General features: G+C 67.7%; 10 protein-coding genes. 2 read left to right on the forward strand and 8 right to left on the reverse strand.

The window, feature by feature from the left end; translation table 11 throughout:
- Nucleotides 1–261, forward strand: a 261-nt coding sequence (locus AC1ECW_RS10120; protein WP_481201749.1) for a hypothetical protein, incomplete at its 5' end; no start/stop codon positions are given.
- A complete protein-coding gene (locus tag AC1ECW_RS10125) occupies nucleotides 258–521 on the forward strand; it encodes a hypothetical protein (RefSeq protein WP_481201750.1) in 264 nt (87 codons plus the stop codon). The genes AC1ECW_RS10120 and AC1ECW_RS10125, both read left to right, overlap by 4 nt.
- A 2-nt stretch (nucleotides 522–523) precedes the next feature.
- On the opposite strand, the gene AC1ECW_RS10130 is transcribed toward AC1ECW_RS10125, so the two are convergent.
- The 8 genes from AC1ECW_RS10130 to AC1ECW_RS10165 all read right to left on the reverse strand — a co-directional run bounded on the left by AC1ECW_RS10130 (nucleotide 524) and on the right by AC1ECW_RS10165 (nucleotide 22730).
- Nucleotides 524–1366 (reverse strand): hypothetical protein, encoded by an 843-nt coding sequence (locus tag AC1ECW_RS10130; protein WP_409702934.1) that lies wholly within the window; start codon nucleotides 1364–1366, stop codon nucleotides 524–526.
- Nucleotides 1367–1496: 130 nt separating this feature from the next.
- Nucleotides 1497–2231, reverse strand: a complete 735-nt coding sequence (locus AC1ECW_RS10135; RefSeq protein ID WP_481201751.1) for a hypothetical protein — start codon at nucleotides 2229–2231, stop codon at nucleotides 1497–1499.
- Entirely contained in the window at nucleotides 2228–4120 is a 1893-nt protein-coding gene (locus tag AC1ECW_RS10140; RefSeq protein ID WP_481201752.1) for a hypothetical protein, read from the reverse strand. The genes AC1ECW_RS10135 and AC1ECW_RS10140 overlap by 4 nt, the downstream gene beginning before the upstream one ends.
- Nucleotides 4117–4521, reverse strand: a complete 405-nt coding sequence (locus tag AC1ECW_RS10145; protein WP_409702940.1) for a hypothetical protein — start codon at nucleotides 4519–4521, stop codon at nucleotides 4117–4119. Before AC1ECW_RS10145 ends, AC1ECW_RS10140 begins: the two co-directional genes overlap by 4 nt.
- Before the next feature lie 399 nt (nucleotides 4522–4920).
- The gene (locus tag AC1ECW_RS10150; RefSeq protein WP_409702943.1) at nucleotides 4921–5337 is read right to left on the reverse strand and encodes a hypothetical protein; all 417 of its coding nucleotides are present in this window, start codon (nucleotides 5335–5337) and stop codon (nucleotides 4921–4923) included.
- A 9-nt stretch (nucleotides 5338–5346) separates the two neighbouring features.
- Nucleotides 5347–9567, reverse strand: coding sequence for a hemagglutinin repeat-containing protein (locus AC1ECW_RS10155; RefSeq protein WP_481201753.1), 4221 nt, complete (start codon nucleotides 9565–9567; stop codon nucleotides 5347–5349).
- A 16-nt stretch (nucleotides 9568–9583) separates the two neighbouring features.
- Nucleotides 9584–10051 (reverse strand): hypothetical protein, encoded by a 468-nt coding sequence (locus AC1ECW_RS10160; RefSeq protein ID WP_409664115.1) that lies wholly within the window; start codon nucleotides 10049–10051, stop codon nucleotides 9584–9586.
- 1 nt (nucleotide 10052) lies between these two features.
- On the reverse strand, nucleotides 10053–22730 hold the full coding sequence (locus tag AC1ECW_RS10165; RefSeq protein WP_481201754.1) for a two-partner secretion domain-containing protein: 12678 nt from the start codon (nucleotides 22728–22730) through the stop codon (nucleotides 10053–10055).
- Nucleotides 22731–22734: the final 4 nt, after the last annotated feature.

Consider the following 22734-nt stretch of genomic DNA (forward strand, 5'->3'; position numbering starts at 1 on the left):
GGCGGCCAGGGGGCCGCGAATCGGGGCGAAATCGGCCTTCAAACCGACTTCGCGAGCCTGAAAACGCCGCCATCCGAAATCGAGTGCATCAACTCACGCTACGGCGGGTGTTGTGCAGACCTTCCCTATGGCGTCGGACAAGAAGCCTTTCATTCTGAGGCACTCGTTTTGGTCAGGTCATCGATCTTTGTCTGTGACCCATCCGACAATCTTTCATCGTGCTTCTACTCCCTGGTGCTTTCATCGCCGCCGCTCTCATGAGTTTGGGTGCTCTTTGGGGGCAGGTAGGAACTCTTGGCCTTTCGCCAACCCAACGGATCATCTGTGAACGCCCGCAGATCCAGAGTCGTCGATTTCGCGGCGAGCGCTGCGAAGCCGCACAACGTCAAGCCGATGATGTAGCCGCCTACAACGAGGTACGGGGGCCATTCAAAGAATATAAGGAGCACAACACACGCAGCACCTACGGCACCGATGGCGAGCGACACAAGAAACTTCATGTTCCCGTTGCTGAATCCTGATTTCAAGGGGACCTCTTCTTCGAGTTCACGGCTTTACTCCACTGCTCATTTGCCCAAGCCTCGATGCTGAGACTTGTGCCAGACGCTCTCCACAGTTGAATGACCTCATTGGTGATGGGTGCGGCAAGCGGCAACTTTTGGTCAATGTGGTACTGAACAAGATTCGAAAAGAAGGTCTGCGTGACTTTCCCCACATCCGGCCGAACCGCCTGCTCAACCGCATCAGCCGCCAAACCGACCGCGGTGGCGCCAGTTGCCAAAGCCTGGGCGGGCCGTCCATACGGTCCACTCTGAGAAGCGGCAGCCGTGGCCGCGGCGCCCACCACCTCCGCGGCCCGGCTGGTCGTGGCTGCTCCATCGGCAATCGTCTCTCGCACGGCCTGCGACATCTGCGGCAAGTCCAGCGACTGCTGAGGGTTGAGACCGGCCTTGCAATCCAAGTCCATGTTCCCACAGCTTGCCGTCGTCGGAGCCGAAGGCACCACCGGCCCCGCGGCGGGTGCAGGCGCCACATCGGTACGGCTGGGCTGGTAGGGTGAAGAGCCTGGGATCCAGGTGGCCACGTTGTCGGTGGTGTTGAGCAGGATGAACTGCTGGATCTCGGTATTGGCCTGTCCTGGTCTCTCCATCACCACGGATCCCTCGACGATCTTGGGCATGTTGGGGTCGGTGAGCAGGTTCTGGGCGATCGCCTCGGGGCTGGTGAGCGCCTCCACCGTGTTGGGCGCCACGCCCAGCGCCTGGTGGCCCATCAGGCGCATCTGCTCCTCGATCTGCTCGACCGTGTACTTGCCGTTGCTCTGGCGGGCCAGGTCCTTGGCGAGTTGCTTCTCGCTGGAATGCAACTGCCGGTTATTGGCCCTGTCAGCGCTGGGCCAGCCTGTTGGCCTGGGTGCCCGAGAGCACCTCGCGGTTCACGCCGGCCAGGGCCTGCTCGCCCGTGTGGCCCGTGCGTGTCTCCAAGGCGCAGGGGAGTCACGGCCGGCTCGAACTGGGGTTACGACAGACGAACTCCGTCACATAGGTCCTGGCCAGCTTGGGTGGGTTCTTGCGGCCGGCCCATTCGTAGAACTCGGTGCGCATTGTCCACACGGGGGGATCTGCCTGTGGGTGGCGGTGCAGGTCGATGTGCACCTGCGTGCCGCTGGACTGAGTGATCTTCCACGCGAGATGATCCTTCGAATCCACAACGGGCCTGTTGTCGGTGCGGGCGAACTTGCGGCGCAACTGGTTCAGGAGCACGGCCTCGGAGAAGTCTCCCTCAAAGCGCCGATGGTTCTCGGCCAACACTTGCGCTCGAAGTGACATACCTGCCAATTCGAAAGTGTCAGCACCAACTTCCTTGAGCCTGCGCGTGTAGCCCGGGTGGCCTTCGATCCTCCACCCCCCATGCGTGAATGCCGAGGGTTCGTCTTTGAGGTACTTGAGCCATTCGAGCAGAAGTGCTTGGGAGAGCATCGCTGCGATAACGAATAGGACAACCCACCATACGGCAAAAATCTCGCCCAACGCTGACCGTGGGTCGCGCAACGCGATGCACGCCGTGGCTGAGTCGCCATCCCATATCGCGTAGCATACGAGCGCGTTGCGTAGGGTGATCGCCGCCAAAGATGCGACGGGGACACCCACCAGGGTTCTGAAGCATGCCTTCCGATAGTGCGGCCAGATCCATTGCCAGAACGCCGAGAAGCTTCTATTGGCGGCGGTCATTGCTTCTTCTCCGCTTGATCAGAAGGTGCGGCAGGCGCTGCCGGCGTAAAGAACCAAGTGATCAACTCTTGCACAGAGGCTCCGAGAAACTGCGCACCCGGTATCGGCAACTGCCCCACACCATACCCTGCCACCGAGCCGAGGGCGGTGGCGGGCTGGTCGCTGCCGGTGAGAGCAGCGCCTGCGGCGTTGGTGCCGATGACGGTGGTCAGTCCTGCTGCATGAACGGCTTTGCTCGACTCAAGCAGTTGCCGATAGGCCTGAAGACTGCCCCCACCCACCACGCCCGTGACGCCGGAGACCACGACGCCCTTGGGATCGACGCTGCCGGTGGTGGCGTACTGCACTGCGGCGTTGGCGCCGACACCGGCGGCAGCCGATGCGGCCGAAGCGGGGTTCCACAGCAGCGTCTGCACGGCGACCATGCCTTGTGGCGTGGCCAGCACGGCCGCCAGTGCCGGCGCACTGATGATCACTCCGGCGGCCTTGAGCATGTCGGCCGTGCGTTGCATCTCGGCCTGGTTGGCCGGGTGCTCGCGGTTGTAGTTGGCACCGTAGGTCAAACAGGTGGTGTTGGCGCAATCGAAGTGGCGCGGCGCGGAACTGCTGGGTGAGCCGCTGGCGGCTTGGCTCAACAGGTCGCGCGCGGCCTGCGGGCTCATCAGGTAGGGGGAATGGCCGGCCAGCGGCCCGTCCTTGAAGGTGGTGGCGGCGATGATGAGGGCTTGGAGTTCGCCATGGGCGCGGCCCTGGGTTTCCACGATGCTGTTGCCTTGCACGGCAATGGGCAGGTTCGGGTCCTGCGCACGGTCCTCGATCCAGCGCTGCTGGGTCTTCGGATCCTGCATGTCGATGTACAGGGCTGCGGCGCCGCTTTGCAGGAGCAGCACGTTGGGCATCTGGCGCAACTGGGCCTCGATCTCTTCGACGCTGTAGCGGCCGCCGAACTCCTTGGCCAGGGCGATGGCCATCTTGCGTTCACTGCGGTGCAAGCTGCGGTTGTTGGCATCGACATTGAATGCCTGAGCTGCCCCGCCCGGGCCGCCCGTGGCCGCGCCGATGGCACTGGACAGCACCAGGCCGGCCACGGCCTGCAGCGGCTCGCTCAAGGGCAGTTCGGCGGTGATCTGCTCGATCAGCGGCGCGGCCTGGGCGGTCGCGCCGGAACTCAGGGCACCTTGCAGGCCCCCACTGAGGCCCCCGGTCAATGTGTGCATGAGCACATGATAGGCGCCGCCTTCGTCCCATCGGGCGGCCTCCTCGCGCAGTTGGGTGGCGGCCTGGACATCACCGGCTTGTTCTGCCTGCCAAGCCTGCAGCTTGAGGTCTTCGCGCTTGCGCTGAGCATAGTCCCCCACCGCCTTGGACGCCTGCCGCCCGAAGGTGGCCACGATCTGCGCGCCGGAGCGCACTTGCTTTTGCAGCGCCTGCCCGTCCCAGCGCTGGGTCAGCCCGTTGGCCCCGGTGCTGGAGAGCACCTCGCGGTTCACGCTGGCCAGGGTCTCTTCGATGCTCTGCCCGGTGCGCTCCTGCTGAGCCGCCGCGTCGGTGATGACGATCTCCCCCCCACTGATGCCGCTGAGCGTGGTGCTGGTGCGGGAACTGCTGTCGCTCACATAGCCGGCGGCTGCGCCCTGCGAGCCGGTCTGGAAGGGCTGCAGGGCCACACCGCCGCTGGGCTGGGCGGGTGCGCGGGTCGAGCCCGGACTGCTGGTGCCGCCCCCCTCGGACGAACCCGCCTTGCCTGAGCCCCCATAGCTGAAGCCCCCGGACACACTGAGGCCGCGGGCGTCATGCTCGCTGCGGTTGGTGAGGTCCTGGGTGCTGAGCGTGCCGGTGGCGAGCCGGTTGCGGCCCTCGTCCACGGCGGATAGGGTGCTGGCGATCACCGCGCCTTGCAGCTCGGTTGGATGTTCGAATCGATGTCGTACGGCGGCCACACGATCGCTGGAATGACAGCAAGGAAATATGTCGTTGAGTCGAAACCATCGGGGGTGTGGATCGCGATGGGTACACCCTCGCATCGATTCCACCATTCGCGCAGCACGTCCATGATGGATGGAATCGGTTGATCCCAGGTCCAGCCTCCGCGTTCTTTGCGGTGCGGCAGAACTCCCAGCTTGCCTGAAGCCCATCCCAGCCGGCATCGATCCTCGCGCAGCATGCGCTCGATCATGTGTAGGCAGAGTTCTTTGCGTAGAGCGTAGGGGCGCTCGCGGCCGAGGCCGTCCCACAAGGGCGTGAAGCTTCCGCTTTGGTATTCGCAAAGATCCTCGATCAATTCGTTCATCTCTGCTTGTAGCTCTTGTGAATCAGCGAAGGAACTTGAACTCAATTGCTTGCTCCTTGCCTGGTTTACCTCGATAAACGGTATCCGACTTGATCTCCACCGTCCAATGCGGCCCGAGTTGTTGGGTAGAGCTTGCCTGAGACCTCAGCGTCACCTTGCTGCCATCGCTCAGCGTCCAGGTCTGGCCCGCGTTCGGAACGCCGTTCACGCCAAAAGTGTGGCGCCTTGACGTCCACCTGGAAGCCTTGGTCACCGGCGCGCAGGCCGCTGTGCTGGCTCACGCTGGCGTGCTCGGCGTCCACCCGGGCCTGGCTGTAGGTGGCGCAGCGGTTGCCGGTGAGCCCGGCGACCCATCAAACGGACCCCGTCGGCTGTGCAGAAACCGCCCTGCCTTGTGAATCATCCGGGATCCGACGGCGACCACCATGCAGGAAACTCTGCGAACTCTCTCTTTATCTTCGCCAACATGTCATCGTCAACTTCGGCAGAGAACGCAATTATCGTTTTTTTCCCCCCACCAGCATCTGTCTTTTTGAATTCCCAATAAAGAATTTTCTTGTCTTTATTTTCGCTGATCGCGAGAACGAAATGGTCGTTCATATCTTTCAGCGTGGCATCTAGCGATGAATTGTTCAAGGCGTTCGAGAAGCTACTCCAGTTTGCGCACTCAATCCAGAAAGATCCTTGATAGCTGAGCATATGCTGAAACTGCGTGATTGTGATTTTTGTTTCAACGCGCATTGACGGCACATGATCATCAGTTTCCACAACCTCCATAAGCAAGCTGAAGGGTTGTTCAAGTTTAATTCCTAGCATGTCGCTTTCCTATTTTCCGGTTGGCAAGGCATGAATAATCGAAGGCAGTTGGCCAAGTTGCCTTGGTGGTGCGAATTTGAGTTCCCACCCCCCAACGGTCATTAGTTGATTGTAAGTAATTCCGTTTTGAGTGGCAGTGTTGACCGCTCCTTGCAGGCTGGATAGTTGCTGCTGTGACGCCAGTCTGACAGCCTCCGGCGTGTGGTTTACAGCTTTCATTTGCGCGAACTCTGCCATATGTTCAGTCGCGTTCCCCGCTACCCATACACGCTGACCATTTGGCAATGTCATCTCAAATGAGCGAGGAATAGCTGAACCCGGATATACCGGCTGCGTTGCTGTGATGGAATCAAAGACAGTGCCTGTACGACCCGCACTATTCGTTCCGGATGTGACAGCCTTCGCCGAAGGCACCCCTGACCCCGGCTGCGGCACCCCAGCTGCAGTGTAAGCAGCAGTCTCCGCTGCGACCGTGCAGGCCGCCGGATTGCCCAAGCAGTACTGCACCGGATTCCTTGCGAACGCCGCCGCTTCGGTGGCCACGCCAGACAAGGATGGCGCCAGAGCCAGTGTTCCCGCCGTCACAGCAGCCAGCACCGTTTGCTGCGCGATCGTGTTGCGCTGTGTGCTGTCGTTGCTCGCAGCGTTGATGATCTGCTGCAGCGTAGGCTGCGTCAGCCCGTTGGCCTGGTAGAAGCCATCCGTCTGCCCCAGTGTGCCCGCGTACATGCCGGCGTTGGCTCGCTGCTCCGGTGTTGCATAGAACATGTACCCTGGCCCGCAGGTCGGGCAAGCCGGATCGGTCGGCAACATGCCGTGCGCCTGACTCAGGAAGGCGCGCGCTTGTGCATCCTCTGTTCCTTCGGCACCGAACTGCACCTGCCGGAATGCTTGTTGCGCCAGGCGCTGCTCGGCTTCCTGCTCGGTAATGCCGTGGTGCTGTGCGAACCGCTTGGCGTTGTCCTTGATCCATTGCGATTCGCTCGGATGCAACTGCCGATTGTTCATCTCGGCATTGAAGGCGGTGGCCGCGCCGGTGGGCCCGCCGGTGAGGGCGCCCAGGCCGGCGGCGATGCCCGCGCCCACGGCCTGACGCACGCCCTGGGGCAGCTCGGCCGTCAACTCGTTGAGCGCGTCGGCGGCCGCGGCCGACGAGCCCGAGCCCAGCGCTCCTTCCAGCCCCCCGCTCAAGCCTCCCACGGCGATGTGCGCGGCCACGCGGTAGGCGCCGCCTTCGGCCCACTTGTCGGCCTCGGCCAGCAGGGCCTGGCGCTCGGCCTCGGTGGGGGCTTGGCGGGCCTGTTCTTTGAGGGACTTCTCCTGCCGCCCGGCATAGTCCCCCACCGCCTTGGACGCCTGCCGCCCGAAGCTCTCCACGATCCGGGCCCCGGCCTGCACTTCCTTTTGCAGCGCCTGCCCCTCCCAGCGCTGGCTCAGGCCATTGGCCCCGGTGCCCGAGAGCACCTCGCGGTTCACCGCGGCCAGGGCCTGCTCGGCCGTCTGCCCGGTGCGTTCCTGCTGGGCTGCCGCGTCGGTGATGACGATCTCCCCCCCACTGATGCCGCTGCGCGTGGTGCTGGTGCGGGAACTGCTGTCGCTCACATAGCCGGCGGCTGCGCCCTGGGATTGGGTCTGGAACTGCTGCAGGGCCACACCGCTGCTGGGCTGGGCGGGTGCGCGGGTCGAGCTCGGGCTGCCGGTGCTGCCCCCCTCGGACGAACCCGCCTTGCCTGAGCCCCCATAGCTGAACCCCCCGGACACACTGAGGCCCCGGGCCTCATGCTCGCTGCGGTTGGTGATGTCCTGGGTGCTGAGCGTGCCGGTTGCGAGCCGGTTGCGGCCCTCGTCCACGGCGGCCTGGGTGCTGGCGATCAAGCCGCCTTGCAGAGCGGTGTGGCCCTGCACCTGCACGTCAAAACCCCCATCGCCCGCACGCAGGCCGCTGTGCTGGCTCACGCTGGCATGGTCGGCGTCCACCCGGGCCTGGCTGTAACTCGCGCTGGCCGCAAAGCCGTAGCCGATGGTGACACTGCCGCCGGCACTGTGGTGGCGGCTGTCGTAGGTGGCGGTGTCCTGCACGCTCTGGATGGTGAGGTCGCCCCCCACCTTGGCCACGATGCGCTCGCTGCTCACCTGCGCGCCGCTGAGTGTGGTGTCGCGCCCGGAGAGGAGGGTGGCGCTGCGGCCGGCGCTCACCTCGGTGTGACGGTGGGTGAGGTCTGTTCCGTCGGCGTGGCCACGCGCGGCGCTGGCGTTGGCGGTGAAGCCGGCGGCCCAGCCGTTCTGGCCGTAGGTGAGCGCCAGGCCCACGCCGGCGCTGCTGCTGCGGTGGGTGCTGTGCTGCTGCGCCGACTGCGCCTGCGACTGCAGCACCACATCGCCTTCGGCCATCAGGGTGGCATGGCCGGCGGCGTTCACGTCGCTGCCGCGGAGGGTGAGGTGGCTGTCCTCGCCCGCGCCGGCGGCGATGAGCTTGACGTTGCCCCCGGCTTCGATGGCAGACGCACGGGTGGTGCTGGCGCTCTGGGTGAGCTGGCTCTCGCTCTTGGAGCCGCCCACGGTAATGCTCACGCTGAAGCCCCCACCGGTCTGCGGGCTCTGGCTCAGGGCCTGGGTGGCCTCGCGCACGCTCAGTGCGGCGCTGCCGGCGGCCAGGGCCTGCAGGCGCGGGTCGCCGGTCTGGGAGCCAGCCTCGCCCATCTGGGCCACGCCCTGGGCGGCCGAGATCACGGGGCTGCTCACGGCCACGGTCAGGCCGCTCTGGCGGAACTTCGTGGTCTGCTCGAACTGCCGGGCTTCCTGGGCACCTTCGATGAGGATGGAGGAGGCGGCCACCGTCACATCACCGCCCGGAGCCAGCACATCGCTACCCGTTTGCCGATAGGCGCCACCGGCCTGGAGGAGCACGTGGCCCTGGACGCTGCCCACGGTGGCGCCGCGGGCGGTGGTGTTCTCCAGTGCGGCGTCGGTGCTGTGGCGTTGCTTGCCGATGGTGAGGGACGCGCCGCTGGTGAAGACGCCGCTGCGGCGTGTGTCCTTGAAGTGCTGTTCGCTCACACTCTCGGCGGCGGCCTCGATCGTCACGTCGCGCCCGGCGGCCAGGGTGGTGCCGGTGCTGGAGACGACGTCGGAGCCGCGCACGGTGAGGTCGCGAGCGGCCAGCAGGTCCACTGTCTCGGCGCTGAAGGTGCTGCCCAGGGCCTGGGTCTGCTCGACGTGGTCGTGGGTGGTGGTGGTCTTCTTGCGCAGGAAGCCGCTGCTCTTGATGTGGCTGGCCTGCTCGTAGGACTGGCGGGCCTGGCCGGCATCCACGGTGAGGTCGCGCCCGGCCTGGGCGAGCACGCCGCCGTGTTCGCTGCTCACAGTGGCCGCGCGTGCGCTCAGGTCGCGCCCGGCCAGCAGGGCCACGTCGCCCGTGGCCTGGATCTGTGTGCCCACGTCCTGCTGCTGGCCGGTGTGGAGCCAGTTGCGGCGGTTCCACTGGAGCTGGTCGGCCTGGGACGTGGCCACGGTGCCCAGGGTGAGGTCGCGCCCGGCGGCCAGCACCGTGGTGCCGCCCGCGCCGGCGTGGTTCACCTGCGCGGCCTGCAGCACGAGGTCGCGCCCGGCGCTGGCCAGCAGGGTGGCGCCGGCTTCGCTCACGTACAGGCCGGCCACGCGGTCGAGCGTGGTGCGCTCGAACAGGTTGGGGCCCGCCTGGGTGGCCGTGCTGGCGGTGGTGCTGGCCACGGTGAGGTCACGCCCGGCGCTCACCGACAGGCGGCTGCCCGCGTCGATGAGCCCGCCCAGGGTGTCCAGGTCCTGGCGCGCGTGCACGTCCACCGACTGGGCCGTCAGGCGCCCGCCCAGGTTCTTGACGTTCTCGGCGGTGATGGCGAGCGCGGTGCGCCCGGCCACGGTGCCGCTGTTGGTGAAGTCGCCGGTCAGGTCCAGTTCCAGCCGATCGGCGCTGAGCAGGGTGCCCGTGCCGTCCAGGTCGCCGGGCTGCACGCGCACGTAGACCTGCGGCACAAGCACGGTCTGGCGGGTGCCATCGGGCAGGCTCACCTCGCGTTCGACGAGCCAGATGATGTCGCTGGTGAGCGCGGCCATCTGCTCGGGGGTGAGCGCGATGCCGGGCCGAAGTGCGTGCTCGTGCGCGAAGGTCAGGCCCGCGTCCATCAGGGCGCGCATCTGGGCTTCGTCGTCGGCATGGCCGTCCAGGAAGCGCCGGCCGGTGAGCTGGGCCACATCGGCTCTTTGATCGCTACCACTCCCGTATCCCTACTGGCGTCATGCAGACGGCCACACCCGTCTCTGGGTCCAACACGTATTGTCTCGCGTCGAGCGTTGAGCACCAGATCTTTGCCCCGTCCACCCATTGCGCATGCTCTGGGTACGCGTGAGCTTCGTAGTCGTAGTTTGTTGCCCCATTGGCATATTGCAGCCAAAGATACAAAAAAGGACTTCTCGTCCCGATGTCATCATCATTGGTCGCTTCTGCCCGTTCCCGCATCCTGGCCCAGTTCGCAAAAGCCTCTCCCTCGTCGCGCCGGACTTGCCAGATGACGTTGCCGGCTTGGTCGAGGCGGAAGATGTTGTGGTTTCGAAATGCGCGAACCGTTTGCGTGTTCCACAGCGGTTGAACTCCCCAGTCAGCCAGGACGATTTGTCCGCCGTCGGGCATTTGGATGGACAGGTCATACGAAATGCCATTGATCATCCTGAAGGCCATATCACTTCCCGTTTGACGATAGCGGACGAGGATTGCTGAACATTCTTGCGAACTCGTTTCGGTCGGAGAATTCGGTTTTGATCTGGAACTGCACCCCACCCCCGCCGCCGTTGTCCCCGGTGCGAGTGCCGGTGACGGCGGCGTGCGGGGATATCCCGTTGGCCACGCTCACGCTCAGCCTGGTTCCAGCCGGAATCCTCACATCCACCATCATGTTGGGCACTTCTGGCAGGGCGTACTTGCTGGCAATCTGCTGCGGCGTCAGCCCCCGGATGTCTTCGGCGCGCATGATCCATCCCCCGGCAGGGCCCGATTTGCCGCCTTCCACATACACCCGCACGAAGGATGTTGTCTGAGTCGTTGTGACATCCAGCACTGAAGAGCCAGGGACGTATGAAGGGCTGCGTCCTTTAGCGATATCCGCCGCATTCAGTACATCGGCACTTTGACTCGCGACAACTCTAACGCCTGCTGGCAATGCGGCCTGAATTGCTTCTTGCGCTTGTGTTGGCGTCATCGCTGCAGCAGGCGTCCACGGCCCGGTCGCCGACATCGGTTGCGAGGGATCGGCAATGCTGCCATCGCGGTACACGTTATTTTCGATCTTCTGCTGCTCGACCTGCGTCGCGTCGGCGGACGGGGGCTTTGCTCCTGAGGAGCCACTGGTCACCCCGGCCAGCCTGTCAGCCGCCTTCTTGCCCAGGATGGCCGCGCCGATGAGCGCCTCGGTGATCTCGCGCCCGCTGGTGTCGGCATGGAGGCTGGCCAGCACGATCTTCTCGGCTGGGGTGAGGCCCCCCTTGTTCTGGTCGATCTCGCCCAGGTTGGTCTTGAGCAGCCCGGCCACCTGCCTGAGGTGGGTCTGGTTCTGCTTCTGAAGCGCCTTGAGGGCCTCGACCTCGCGGGGGTCGGTGCTGGCGGCGATGCGCGCGGCCAGGTCCTGGGCGCTGGCCTGCAGGGCCAGGTAGTCCTGGCTGAGCAAGGAGAGGTTGGCGCGGCATTGTGCGGCCGAGCCATCCAGGCAACTGTGGCTCAGCTCGGCCTGGCGCGTCTGGCTGAGCTGGTCCAGCCGCTCGCGGGTCTGGCAGGCCTGGGCGTCGCCCGATCGGCAGGCCTGATCGGCCTGGGAGCGCGCCAGCTGTTCCTCGTGCAAGAGGTAGTTGTTGGCCGTCTGGTTGAAGCCGGTGGCCGCCCCGGTGGTGCCGCCGGTGAGGGCGCCCACGGCGGTGCCTGCGGCGGCGATGACGGCCTGGCGCACCGGCTCGGGCAGGCCGGCGGCGTTGATCGCCTCGGCCAGATGGGGCACGGCCGCGGCCGACGAGCCCGACCCCAAGGCCCCTTCGAGCCCCCCGCTCAAGCCGCCCACGGCGATGTGCGCGGCCACGCGGTAGGCGCCGCCTTCGTCCCACTTGCGGGCTTCTTCCTCGTTGCCCTGCTGGCGCAGTTCACGCGCCTTGTTGGTGGCATAGTCCCCCACCGCCTTGGAAGCCTGTTGCCCAAACGTCGCCACGATCTGCGCGCCAGCCTGCACCTGCTGTTGCAGCTTGCGCCCATCCCAGCGCTGGCTCAGGCCGTTGGCCTCGGTGCTGGAGAGCACGTCGCGGTTCACGCTGGCCAGGGTCTCTTCAATACTCTGCCCTGTGCGTTCCTGTTGAGCGGCTGCGTCGGAGATGACGACCTCACCCCCGCTGATGCCACTGCGCGTGGTGCTGGTGCGGGAACGGCTGTCGCTCACATAGCCCGCGGCCATGCCCTGGGATTGGGTCTGGAACTGCTGCAGGGCCACGCCGCTGCTGGGCTGGGCGGGTGCGCTGGTTGAGCCCGGGCTGTTGGCGCTGGCACCCTCAGACGAGCCCTGCTTGCCCGAGCCCCCATAGCTGAAACCCCCGGACAAGCTGATACCCCGGGCCTCGTGCTCGCTGCGGTTGGTGAGGTCCTGGGTGCGCAGCGTGCCGGTGGCCAGCCGGTTGCGGCCCTCGTCCACGGCGGCCTGGGTGCTGGCGATCACCGCGCCTTGCAGCTCGGTGTGGCCCTTGACCTCCACCTGGAAGCCTTGGTCACCGGCGCGCAGGCCGCTTTGCTGGCTCACGCTGGCGTGGTCGGCCTCCACCCGGGCCTGGCTGTAACTCGCGCTGGCCGCAAAACCGTACCCGATGGTGACACTGCCGCCGGCACTTTGGTGGCGGCTGTCGTAGGTGGCGGTGTCTTGCACGCTGTGGATGGTGAGGTTCCCCCCCACCTGGGCCACGATGCGCTCGCTACTCACCTGCGCGCCGCTGAGCGTGGTGTCGCCCCCGGAGATGAGGGTGGCGCTCTGGCCGGCCTTCACCTCGGAGTGGCGGTGGGTGAGGTCCTGGCCGTCGGCGTGGCCGCGCGCGGCGCTGGCGTTGGCCGTGAAGCCGGCGGCCCAGCCGCTCTGGCCGTAGGTGAGCGCCAGGCCCACGCCGGCGCTGCTGCTGCGCTCGGTGCTGTGCTGCTGCACCGACTGCGCCTGCGATTGCAGCGTCACGTTGCCTTCGGCCAGGAGGGTGGCCTGGCCGGCGGCGCTCACGTCGCTGCCGCGGAGGGTGAGGTGGCTGTCCTCGCCCGCACCCGCGGCGATGAGCTTGACGTGGCCTGCGGCTTCGATGATGGAGGCCCGGGTGCCGCTGGCGCTCTGGGTGAGCTGGCTGTCGCTCTTGGCGCCGCCCACGGTGAGGCTCACGGTGAAGCCCCCGCCGGTTTGCGGGCTCTGGCTGATGCTCTGGGCGGCCTCGCGCACGCTCAGGGCCGCGCTGCCGGCGGCCAGGGCCTGCAGGCGCGGGTCGCCCACCTGAGCGCCGGCCTGGCTCATCTGGGCCACGCCCTGGGCGGCCGAGATGACGGGGCTGCTCACGGCCACGCTCAGGCCGCTCTGGCGGAACTTCGTGGTCTGCTCGAGTTGCTGCTCCTCGCGTGCGCCGTCCACCAGGATGGATTGGGCGACGACGGTCACATCACCGCCGGGGGTGAGCACGTCGCTGCCGGTTTGCCGGTAGGCGCCACCGGCCTGGATGAGCACGTGGCCTTCGACGCTGCCCACGGTGGCGCCACGGGCGGTGGTGTGGCTCAGCTCGGCGTCGGTGCTGTGCTGCTGCTTGCCGAAGGTGAGGGAGGCGCCGCTGGAGAACACGCCGCTCTTCTTGGTCTCCTTGAAGTGCTGTTCGCCCACGCTCTCGGTGGCAGCCTCGATCGTCACGTCGCGCGCGGCGGCCAGGGTGGTGCCGGTGCTGGAGACGACGTCGGAGCCGCGCACGGTGAGGTCGCGAGCGGCCAGCAGGTCCACTGTCTCGGCGCTGAAGGTGCTGCCCAGGGCCTGGGTCTGCTCGACGTGGTCGTGGGTGGTGGTGGTCTTCTTGCGCAGGAAGCCGCTGCTCTTGATGTGGCTGGCCTGCTCGTAGGACTGGCGGGCCTGGCCGGCATCCACGGTGAGGTCGCGCCCGGCCTGGGCGAGCACGCCGCCGTGTTCGCTGCTCACAGTGGCCGCGCGTGCGCTCAGGTCGCGCCCGGCCAGCAGGGCCACGTCGCCCGTGGCCTGGATCTGTGTGCCCACGTCCTGCTGCTGGCCGGTGTGGAGCCAGTTGCGGCGGTTCCACTGGAGCTGGTCGGCCTGGGACGTGGCCACGGTGCCCAGGGTGAGGTCGCGCCCGGCGGCCAGCACCGTGGTGCCGCCCGCGCCGGCGTGGTTCACCTGCGCGGCCTGCAGCACGAGGTCGCGCCCGGCGCTGGCCAGCAGGGTGGCGCCGGCTTCGCTCACGTACAGGCCGGCCACGCGGTCGAGCGTGGTGCGCTCGAACAGGTTGGGGCCCGCCTGGGTGGCCGTGCTGGCGGTGGTGCTGGCCACGGTGAGGTCACGCCCGGCGCTCACCGACAGGCGGCTGCCCGCGTCGATGAGCCCGCCCAGGGTGTCCAGGTCCTGGCGCGCGTGCACGTCCACCGACTGGGCCGTCAGGCGCCCGCCCAGGTTCTTGACGTTCTCGGCGGTGATGGCGAGCGCGGTGCGCCCGGCCACGGTGCCGCTGTTGGTGAAGTCGCCGGTCAGGTCCAGTTCCAGCCGATCGGCGCTGAGCAGGGTGCCCGTGCCGTCCAGGTCGCCGGGCTGCACGCGCACGTAGACCTGCGGCACAAGCACGGTCTGGCGGGTGCCATCGGGCAGGCTCACCTCGCGTTCGACGAGCCAGATGATGTCGCTGGTGAGCGCGGCCATCTGCTCGGGGGTGAGCGCGATGCCGGGCCGAAGTGCGTGCTCGTGCGCGAAGGTCAGGCCCGCGTCCATCAGGGCGCGCATCTGGGCTTCGTCGTCGGCATGGCCGTCCAGGAAGCGCCGGCCGGTGAGCTGGGCCACCTGCTCGGCCACCAGGCGCTGCTCGTAGAAGCCGTCGCCCAGGCGCTTGTGGGTGGTGGCCGGGTCGGCCTGGAGCTGCTGAAGCAGGTAGTCGCTGCCCAGCCACTGGCGGTGGTTGGTGAAGCGCGGGTCGGTTTCGATGAGGTAGCGCGCGCCGGGCTCGGGCTGCGGCCGGAAGAGGCTGCTGGTGGGCAGGCTCACGGGCAGTGTCACGGTGCGGATGACGGTTTGCGGTGCTCCATCGACGGTGGCAGGGCTCTCGCCGGCAGGCACGAGGCGGTTCACCTCGACGCCTGTGACGGCCTGGGCGCCTCGGGCGAGGGCCTGCACCGTTTCGGAGGCGGAGGCCCCCGGCTGTGCGGAAGGGGTGCCGGGCCCGCCGGCGCCCGGTGAACCCACGTCCGGCACCTGGCCGAGTTCGCCGGCCGGTGCGGTCGCGATGGCACCCGGCAGCGGGAGCGACCCGCCGACGGCGGCGGCAGATAGCGCGGCGCGGGAGACGGCCTGCACTGTCGTGACGCTGGGGACTTCGGTGATGACCGGGCGCGGTGTCAAGCTCAGGCTGGGCGTGGTGCTGCTGCTGGGTGTCACCAGCAGCGGGCGTTCGGCGCGCTCGGGTACCGCGGTGTGCGTTGACATGGGAGCAGCGATCCGGATTTCGGCCGAGCCTACACTGACGGTGCGGTTCTCCCTGACCTCGTAAGGCGTGTAGGCGTAATTCCGATCGGTGCCGCTCCAGGAGGTACTTTCACGCCAGGTTCTGACGGCGTGTCCGCTGCGGGTGGTGGTGGCGGTAGCTTCGATGGCGCGGTTGTCGATAGCGCTTGCATCTCCGCTGAGGGTGCCACCGACGAAGATGTGGCTTCCTTCGTTGATGGTGTGGCCCGTCAGTCGCGCATGGCCGCCCACGCGGATTTGCGCCGGGTCGCTGTGGAGCAGCACAGGATTGATCTGGGTTTCTTCGACGCGCAGATAAGTCCAGTTGCCCACGCGGCGGCGAGCGACATCGGCAGCGAAGGCGTCGATCGCGGCATTGAGCTGGAGATACAACGCGTGGTTGCGGCGCTTCCAGTCTTCATAAACTTGTTGTTGGGTGTGGCAGCCGGACGGATGGCCCGAGCAGTCCGGTGCGGGCGCTGCCGGTGGATCGCTGTCGGGCCGGGGAACGCCAAAGAGGTCCCACAAGGGGTTGGCCCTGTCGTAGCGGTAGACCTCGGGGATCTCGTAGGTGCTGTCGTGGGAGACGCCGACAGAGGCAGGTTCGTAGGCCGCCAAAGGAACGCGATCGAGCGCGCCGGCAGGGCCGAAGGTATGGAGAGGATAGCGATCGCTGGGCAACAGCAGGTACTTGTCACCCACCTCACCGAGTGGGCGATTCTGCTCGAAGAATTGTTGGTCGGGTACCAGGTAGAGATTCTGGTTTTGTCTTTGGCCACGGTAGCGGGTGTACGCAACTTCAGTGTTGTCGTATTCGGCAGAGCCGACTTGGTGAATCACGCGGCGGATGGGTTCACTGGCTTGGTAGCCGATCTCGACGTGCTCGTTGGTGTTGCGCAGCAGGCTGGTGGCGACGTCCAGGTTCCCCAGGGCCTCGATGGTGGCGCTGGCGTTGTGGATCAGGCTGGCACTGCCGGTGGCTTGCCGGTTGGCATCGAGCGCGCCGCCCAGCGCCATGTCGCCGGCGCTGAAGAGCAGGGCGTGTTCGCGGTTGGTCAGGGTGGACGCACCGATGTCCAGCCGCTCGCGCGCCGCGATCACCGCATCGGCACGTACGCCGTCGAGGGTCTCGGTGTCGTTGGTGAGGGTGCCGGCCTGCAGGGCGAGGTGGTCGCCATAGAGGCGCCCGGAGCCGAGGTTGTGCAAGGTGTTCGCCTGCACGTGCACGGAGGCCCCATCGATGAGGCCGCGGTTGGTGAGCGCACCCGCCACGTCGATGCGTGCATTCTGGCCGATGATCTCGCCGCTGGCGCGGTTGTCGAGGCCCGCGGCGTGCAGCTGGAGCTGGCCACCGGCTTCGATGCGGCCGCTGTTGTCGAGCGAGCCGCCCAGCGTGAGCTGCAGGTTGTTCGCCGCGGCCATCTCGCCGGCGTGGGCCAGGCTGGCATCAAGCGCAACGGAGGCATTGCCGCCGGAGACGATGCGGCCGGTGCCGGTGAGCCGGTCGGCCTGGATCTGCAGGCTTTGCCCGGCGGAGATGGTACCGCCGTCGTTGGAGAGGCTCAGCGTGCGGTCGGCCTGGGTGTCGATGAGGGCCACCTCGCCCAGCGAGGTGATGAGCCCCCCGGTATTGTCGATGCTGCCACGGCTCGCAACGGAGAGGCTGCCGTCCGCGCGCAGGGCGCCCGAGGCGTTGCGCAGCGTCGTGGCAGCCAGGTGCAGTTCGGTGGCTTCGAGGCCCTGGTCGCTGCCCAGGGTGTCGCGGTTGTCAATCGTTCCTGCGGTGATGGAAAGGGTCTGGCCCGCGCGCAGCAGGCTGCCCCGGTTGTCCAGGGTGCCGCCGCCAAGGTCCAGCGTCATCGAGCCGGCCGCCTGCACTTGCCCCGCCCGGTTGTCGAGGCGGGTGGCCTGCAGGTCGAGCGAGGACCGCGCCAGCACGTGGGCGTTGCCGGTGTTGGTGACGGCCTGGCTGCGTACCGTGAGGTGGCCCACAGCACCGATGAAGCCGGCATGGTTGTCCAGTGCACCGGTGTGCACGTTCATCGCGCCACCGCTGACCAGGCCCGTGTCGCTGTTCCCGTTCGTGAAGGCGTTGATGAGTTCGTGGCCGTGGGTGTCGATGTGCAGGCGGCCACCGGCTTGGACGAGTCCGACGGTGTTGTCGAGCGCACCGGTCTCGAGGACGGCGTCAGCGCGGGCGGCCAGCGTACCCCCGGTGTTGTCCAGCGCCTGCCCGAGGGTGTCGATCTGCAGGGTCTGACCAACGATGCGAGCCTGCGCTTGGCCGGTGGCCGTGTTGCGAAGACCTGCGGCCTGCAGCGTGACGGCACCGGCCGCTTCGATGCGGCCCGCGTCGTTTTGCACCAGGCCGGCGGCGAGTGCGTGCACGCCGGACTCAACCGAGGCCAGGGTGCCCTGCGTGTTGTTGACCGCATCCGCCGAGACGAGAACGTTGCTCCGCGCGGCGATCACGCCGGCGTGGTTGTGGACGTCCTGGCGTGCCGCGATGGACAGGGACTGGCCAGCGGTCAGGCGCCCGCTGGTGTTGTCGATCCGGCCGATGTGCAGTTCTGCATTGCCACCCGCTGCGATCTGGCCCAGCCTGTTGTCCAGCGTGCCGTCCACGGTCAGATCGAGCTGTCGCGCATCGGCGGTTGCGACGGTGCCGCTCACGTTGGTCAGTGCCTGGGCCTGGAGGGTCAGTGCACCGTTGCTGGACACAGTGCCGCCGGTGTTGTCGATGGCACTGGCGGCGGTGACCGAGGCCTGCTGCGTGCCGGTTTGCAGCATCACCGCGTTGCGATGGCTCAGGCTGCCGGCGTCGATGGTCAGTTGCCGGGCCACGGTCTGCGCACCATCCAGACGGGCCGCCCCTTCGACGTTCATGGCAAGCTGGGCGTTGCTCTCGATGTGACCCTGTTCCCCCTGGAGGGCGCTTGCCTCGATGTGCAGGGCCTGGGTCCCTGCGTGTTCGATGCGCCCGTTGGTGTTCAGCAGGGTAGGGGCCCACAGGCGTGCTTCGTCTGCATTGAGCGCGATGCGCCCGCCGCGGTTGTCGAGCGAAGCCGAGACCCTGAACCGTGCCTCGGTGCTGCCTGTGTGGACGATCTCGCCGGAGCGGTTGTCGAGGGTCAGGGTGTCGAGGTGAATTTGCCTGCCGGCCAGCAGGCCGGCGGTGTTGTCGAGCGAGCCGGGGGTGTCGATGCGCAACGCGCCGGTGGCCACGATGCTGGCGTCATGGGTGCGCACGCCAGCCTGCGTGGCCTGGAGGTGGAGGTCTGCCGCGCGCACATCGGCGTGGGAGAGGTCCACCGATGCCCCCCGCAGCGTCGCTGTGCCGGAGGCGAGGACCGGGCCTTGCACCTGCAGATCCTGCCGAGCCGAGAGGGCCAGGGCGGCCGAGCCGGTGAGCGAGCCGTTGCGTTCCAAGCCGGCGGCCAGCAGGCCGGTGGCTGCGGAGTCCACGCGGCCGGCGTTCAGCGTGAGGGCGCCTCGTGCGGCGATCACGCCGTTGTTGGAAAGCGCTTCGTCCGAGGCCAGGGTCTGCGACGCTCCGGCGTAGAGGAGCCCGGCGTTGTGGGCCTGCGCGGCCTGCAGGCGCAGCGCCTCGGCGGCATCGATGTCTCCCGTGTTGTTCAATGTTCCGGCTGCAAGGCGGATGTCCTGCGCGGCGATGAGACCGGCGTTGGCCAGTTCTTCGGCAACCGTGACTTCCAGCGCCGTGCCTGAGCGCAGGCTGCCGGCATGGTCCAGTCGCCGGGCGTCCAGTGCGAGGGCCTGGGCGGCGTGCAGTTGCCCACCGTGCAGGTTGCGCAGCTCGGCGGCGTCGATGGTGAGTGCGCCGCTGGTGGCGTGGACGGCGCCGCGCGTGTTGTTCAGAGTATCTGCCAGCAGGGCGATGTCCCGAGACAGGATACGGCCGGCGGTGTTGTCGAGCGTGTGGGCCTCGATCTGCAGGGATTGCCTACCGGCATGCTCGATGCGGCCGGCCGCATTGACCAGTGTGTGGGCCTGGATGCGCAAGGCGGCGCTGGCCGAGGCAATGCGGCCCTCGGTGTTGTCCAGGGTGGTGGCCTGCAGGCTCAGATCGTCGGTGCCGGTCTGCACGATCTCGCCGCGGGTGTTGTCGATGCGGGCGGCGTCGACCACCAGGCGGCTCGCCGAGAGGGTTCCGCCTGCGTTGACCAGGCCTTCCTCGCCGCGCGCTGCCAGCTGGAGCCGTCCGGTCGTCGTGACGAAGGCGCCTCGGGTATCGAGGGTGCCGTCGGCCGCGATGAGAGAGACGTCTGTGCCATGCACCTGGCCGCCGCGCAGGTCGAGCTGCGCACCTTCCAGTGACACAGCACCCGAGGCGATCATCTGACCCTGCGACGTAAGGGCCTGCGCGGTGTGCACACTGAGGTGGCCGTCTCCTTCCAGGCGGCCGTCATGGCCAAGGCCGGCGGCGAGCAGCCCGCTCGCACCCTGGCGGAGTTCGCCGGCCAGGACTTCAGCGTGGCGCCGTGCGGCGAGGATGCCGCCGTTCTCCAGGCCTCCACTTGCCGTGAGCTGCAGGTCGCGGCCGGCGTAGAGCGTGCCGGTGTTGGCCAGCGTGCCGGCCTCGACCGCCAGATTCTGCGCGACGGTGACGCGCCCGGCTTCGTTGTGCAGCGTGCCTGCCGACAGGGTCAGCGCCCCTTGGCCGGCGATCGTGCCTTGCGCATTGTCCAGCCGTCCCTGCACGGCAAGATGGGCCGGACCTGTGCCCACCTGCACAATGGCGCCGCCTCGGTTGCTCAGCGTACCGGTCCGAATATGCAGGTTCTCGGCCTCGATGAGCGCCCCATCATGTTGCACGGCCGATGCCTGCAGATCCAGCGCCGAGCGCGCGAAGATCTGGCCGCCCTGGCCTTCGAAACTGCCGGCATTCAACGCCAGTGTGCCCCCGCCATGGTGTTCGATGCTGCCGCCGCGATTGACGACCGCGCTGGCCTGGATCGCCAGATGGTCGCCGCGCGCAGCAATGCGGCCTTGCGAGTTGTCGATCCCGTCGGCCACGGCGATGACCGTGTCGATCGAGCCGGTCTGCACGATCTCGCCGCGCGTGTTGTCGATACGGTTCACGCCGAGCTCCAATTGCCCGGCGTTGAGCACCCCCTGCACGTTGCTCAGCGCTGCCGCGTGTGCGGCACTCCGGCCCGCGATGAAGAGACGTCCGGGCGTGGAGACCGTGGCGCCGTCGGTGACGATGGCGCCGGCGGCGCGCATTTGAATGTGTTGAGCCGTGGTTTGGCCACCGCTCAGGTCGATGTTGGCGCCCTCCAGGTGCGCCTGGGCGGCGGCGATCTGGCGACCTTGTGCGACAAGGGTGTCCGAAGCAGTGATCCGGAGATGGCCTGCGTTGGCCGGGGACGGCACGCTGCCATCCACTGGCACGCCGGCTGCGGTCACACTGGTGGCCGTGGCGTGGATGTGCGCTGCGCGGGCTTCTATGTCGCCGCCGGCCACCACGTGGCCGCTGTGGGTGAAGCGTTCGGCCTGCAGCTGCAGGTTGCCGCCGGCCTGCACCCGTCCGCCGGTGTTGGCGATCTCGGCGCCGTCCAGCCTCAGGCTGCCCCCGGCGGCGAGCTGCCCGCCGGCGTTGTCGAACAGCCCCGTGCTTTGAGCCGTCAGCGTGTCCAGCGCGGTGATGGACCCCTGGGCATTGCGGATCGAGCCGGCAGCAACGTCCAACCGGCCATTGGCGGCCAAGGAGCCGCCGGTGTTGTCGAACCCGTTCGATACGACCAGCTGCGAGGGGGCGGTGCCCGACAGGGCGATGTGGCCGCCCCGGTTGCTGAGGTCTTGTGCGTGCAGATCGATGCGGTGGGCCTGCAGCACCGCGCCTTCATGGGTGAGGGTGTCGACCTGGATGTCGGCTCCATGGGCCGCGGCGACGAGGCCGTGCGAACCGTCGATCGTCCTGGCGCGCAAGCTCAGCGTTCCATCGCCCGCATGCTCGATGCGACCGTGCACGTTCAGAAGGTGATCGGCCTGGAGCTGCAGGTTGCGGCTGGCCGCGGCGATGCGGCCCTCGCGGTTGTCGATGCCGCCGTCGAAGCGTAACGCCAGGTCGCTGCCGCCGACTTGAACCAGTTCGCCCCCAACGTTCGAGAGATGGCGGGCCTGGAGGTCCAGGCTTTCAGCACTGACCAGGGCTGCGTCCGTTCGCAGGTTCCGGCTTGCATTCAGGCTCAGTGGGCCTTCAGCGGCGAGGGTGGCCCCGGGGGCGTCGAGGTCGCCGTCGGTGGCATGGACTTGAATCTGGCGGGCTCCGATCCGGCCTTCCGCCAGGGAGACTTGCGCCGCGGCGACGCTCACCTGCCGGCCGGCCAGGGCCTGTCCCTGGAGCTGCGCGGCGTGGGTGGCCTGCACCGTGAGCTGGCCGGGGGCTGCCAGCCGACCCTGGGGATCCATCCCCGCCGCGAGGACGGATCCGGTTTGGGTCGTGACTTGCGCGCCGTCTGCGGTGGCCCGCAGCGCCAGCGTGCCGCCCGCGGCCATGGTGCCACCCGCTGTCTGCACGATGCCTGAGCGACCTTCGATCGACGCCTGTCCGTGGGCATAGAGGCTGCCGCTGTTGGAGACCGCCCCCGAGGTGTTGACCGCCACGTCGCCCTGGGCCTGCATGTGACCACGGTTGTCGAGCCAGCCATCGGCACGCACGACGAGGGACCCTGTGGTGGCCGCGATCACGCCGGCATTGCGCACCCCCAGGCCCGCCTCCGTGCCGACGAGAACGATCTTGCCGGCATACATGCCGCCCAGTTGGGCCACGTCCAGCGTGACGCCCGGCGCCGGGCCCGTGCCCTGGATCGGCGTGGAGGCCGCTGCATCTGCGTCCGAGGCGGACGCCTGCTGTGCGCCGGTGCTCACCGTGAGTTCACGCGCCCAGATGCCGGCATTGACCTGCACGGCGCGGGCCAGCAGCGCGGCGTGGTCCGCCTGGCTGGCGTCCAGGCCGGCGCCCTCGATACGGATCTGGCCCTGGGTGACGCGGAATCCGTCGAGCGCGCCGCCGCTGACGATGGGCGTGCCCGTGGTGAGCGTGACGCGGCTGGCGTTGAGGAAGCCGCCCCCATTGACCTGGATGCCCGCCGGGTTGGCGATGACCACCTCGGCCCGCTGGCCGGCCACCTCGATGGGGCCGCGCAAATGGCTCGGGTGGGCGCTGTTCACCTCGTTGAGGATGACGCGCGCCGAGCCGGTGGCCAGCCACGGGTTGCCCTGCACCCACCCACCGAGCTGGGTCTGCGTGTGGGTGCGGCTGTTGTTGAGGATGGCCCCCTGACGGTTCACGTCGAACTGCCGGTAGGTGTTGCGCGACACCCCCGCGGCGCTGGGGGTCTGGATGTTGACCAGGGGGGTGCCGTTGGGGGCCGTGAGCACGGTGGGGCGTTGTGGGCCGGGGGCGGTCGGGTCAGCCACGATCTGCGCGGGCACGGGCACCCACCACACCAGGCCCGCGAGCCACAGCGACGAGACGAGCGCTGAGGGGCATCCGACAGCCCTGGTGCTGCGAGGCCCTCGGGCACTTGGCGTGGTGCCGACGGCCTTGCCTTGGCTGACGGTGGTTTCCGCCACGGCCATCAGGAGGCCGCGGCAACGGTTGAAGACGATGCGATACAGGCGCTTGTTCATCGAG

This window comes from Caldimonas hydrothermalis (assembly GCF_056746695.1).

What these genes read in the sequence shown, in the direction of transcription:
- AC1ECW_RS10125 (WP_481201750.1), top strand. Translation starts at nt 258, where the DNA reads ATGAGTTTGGGTGCTCTTTGGGGGCAGGTAGGAACTCTTGGCCTTTCG.
- AC1ECW_RS10135 (WP_481201751.1), bottom strand. Translation starts at nt 2,231, where the DNA reads ATGACCGCCGCCAATAGAAGCTTCTCGGCGTTCTGGCAATGGATCTGG.
- AC1ECW_RS10145 (WP_409702940.1), bottom strand. Translation starts at nt 4,521, where the DNA reads ATGAACGAATTGATCGAGGATCTTTGCGAATACCAAAGCGGAAGCTTC.
- AC1ECW_RS10150 (WP_409702943.1), bottom strand. Translation starts at nt 5,337, where the DNA reads ATGCTAGGAATTAAACTTGAACAACCCTTCAGCTTGCTTATGGAGGTT.
- AC1ECW_RS10160 (WP_409664115.1), bottom strand. Translation starts at nt 10,051, where the DNA reads ATGGCCTTCAGGATGATCAATGGCATTTCGTATGACCTGTCCATCCAA.
- AC1ECW_RS10165 (WP_481201754.1), bottom strand. Translation starts at nt 22,730, where the DNA reads ATGAACAAGCGCCTGTATCGCATCGTCTTCAACCGTTGCCGCGGCCTC.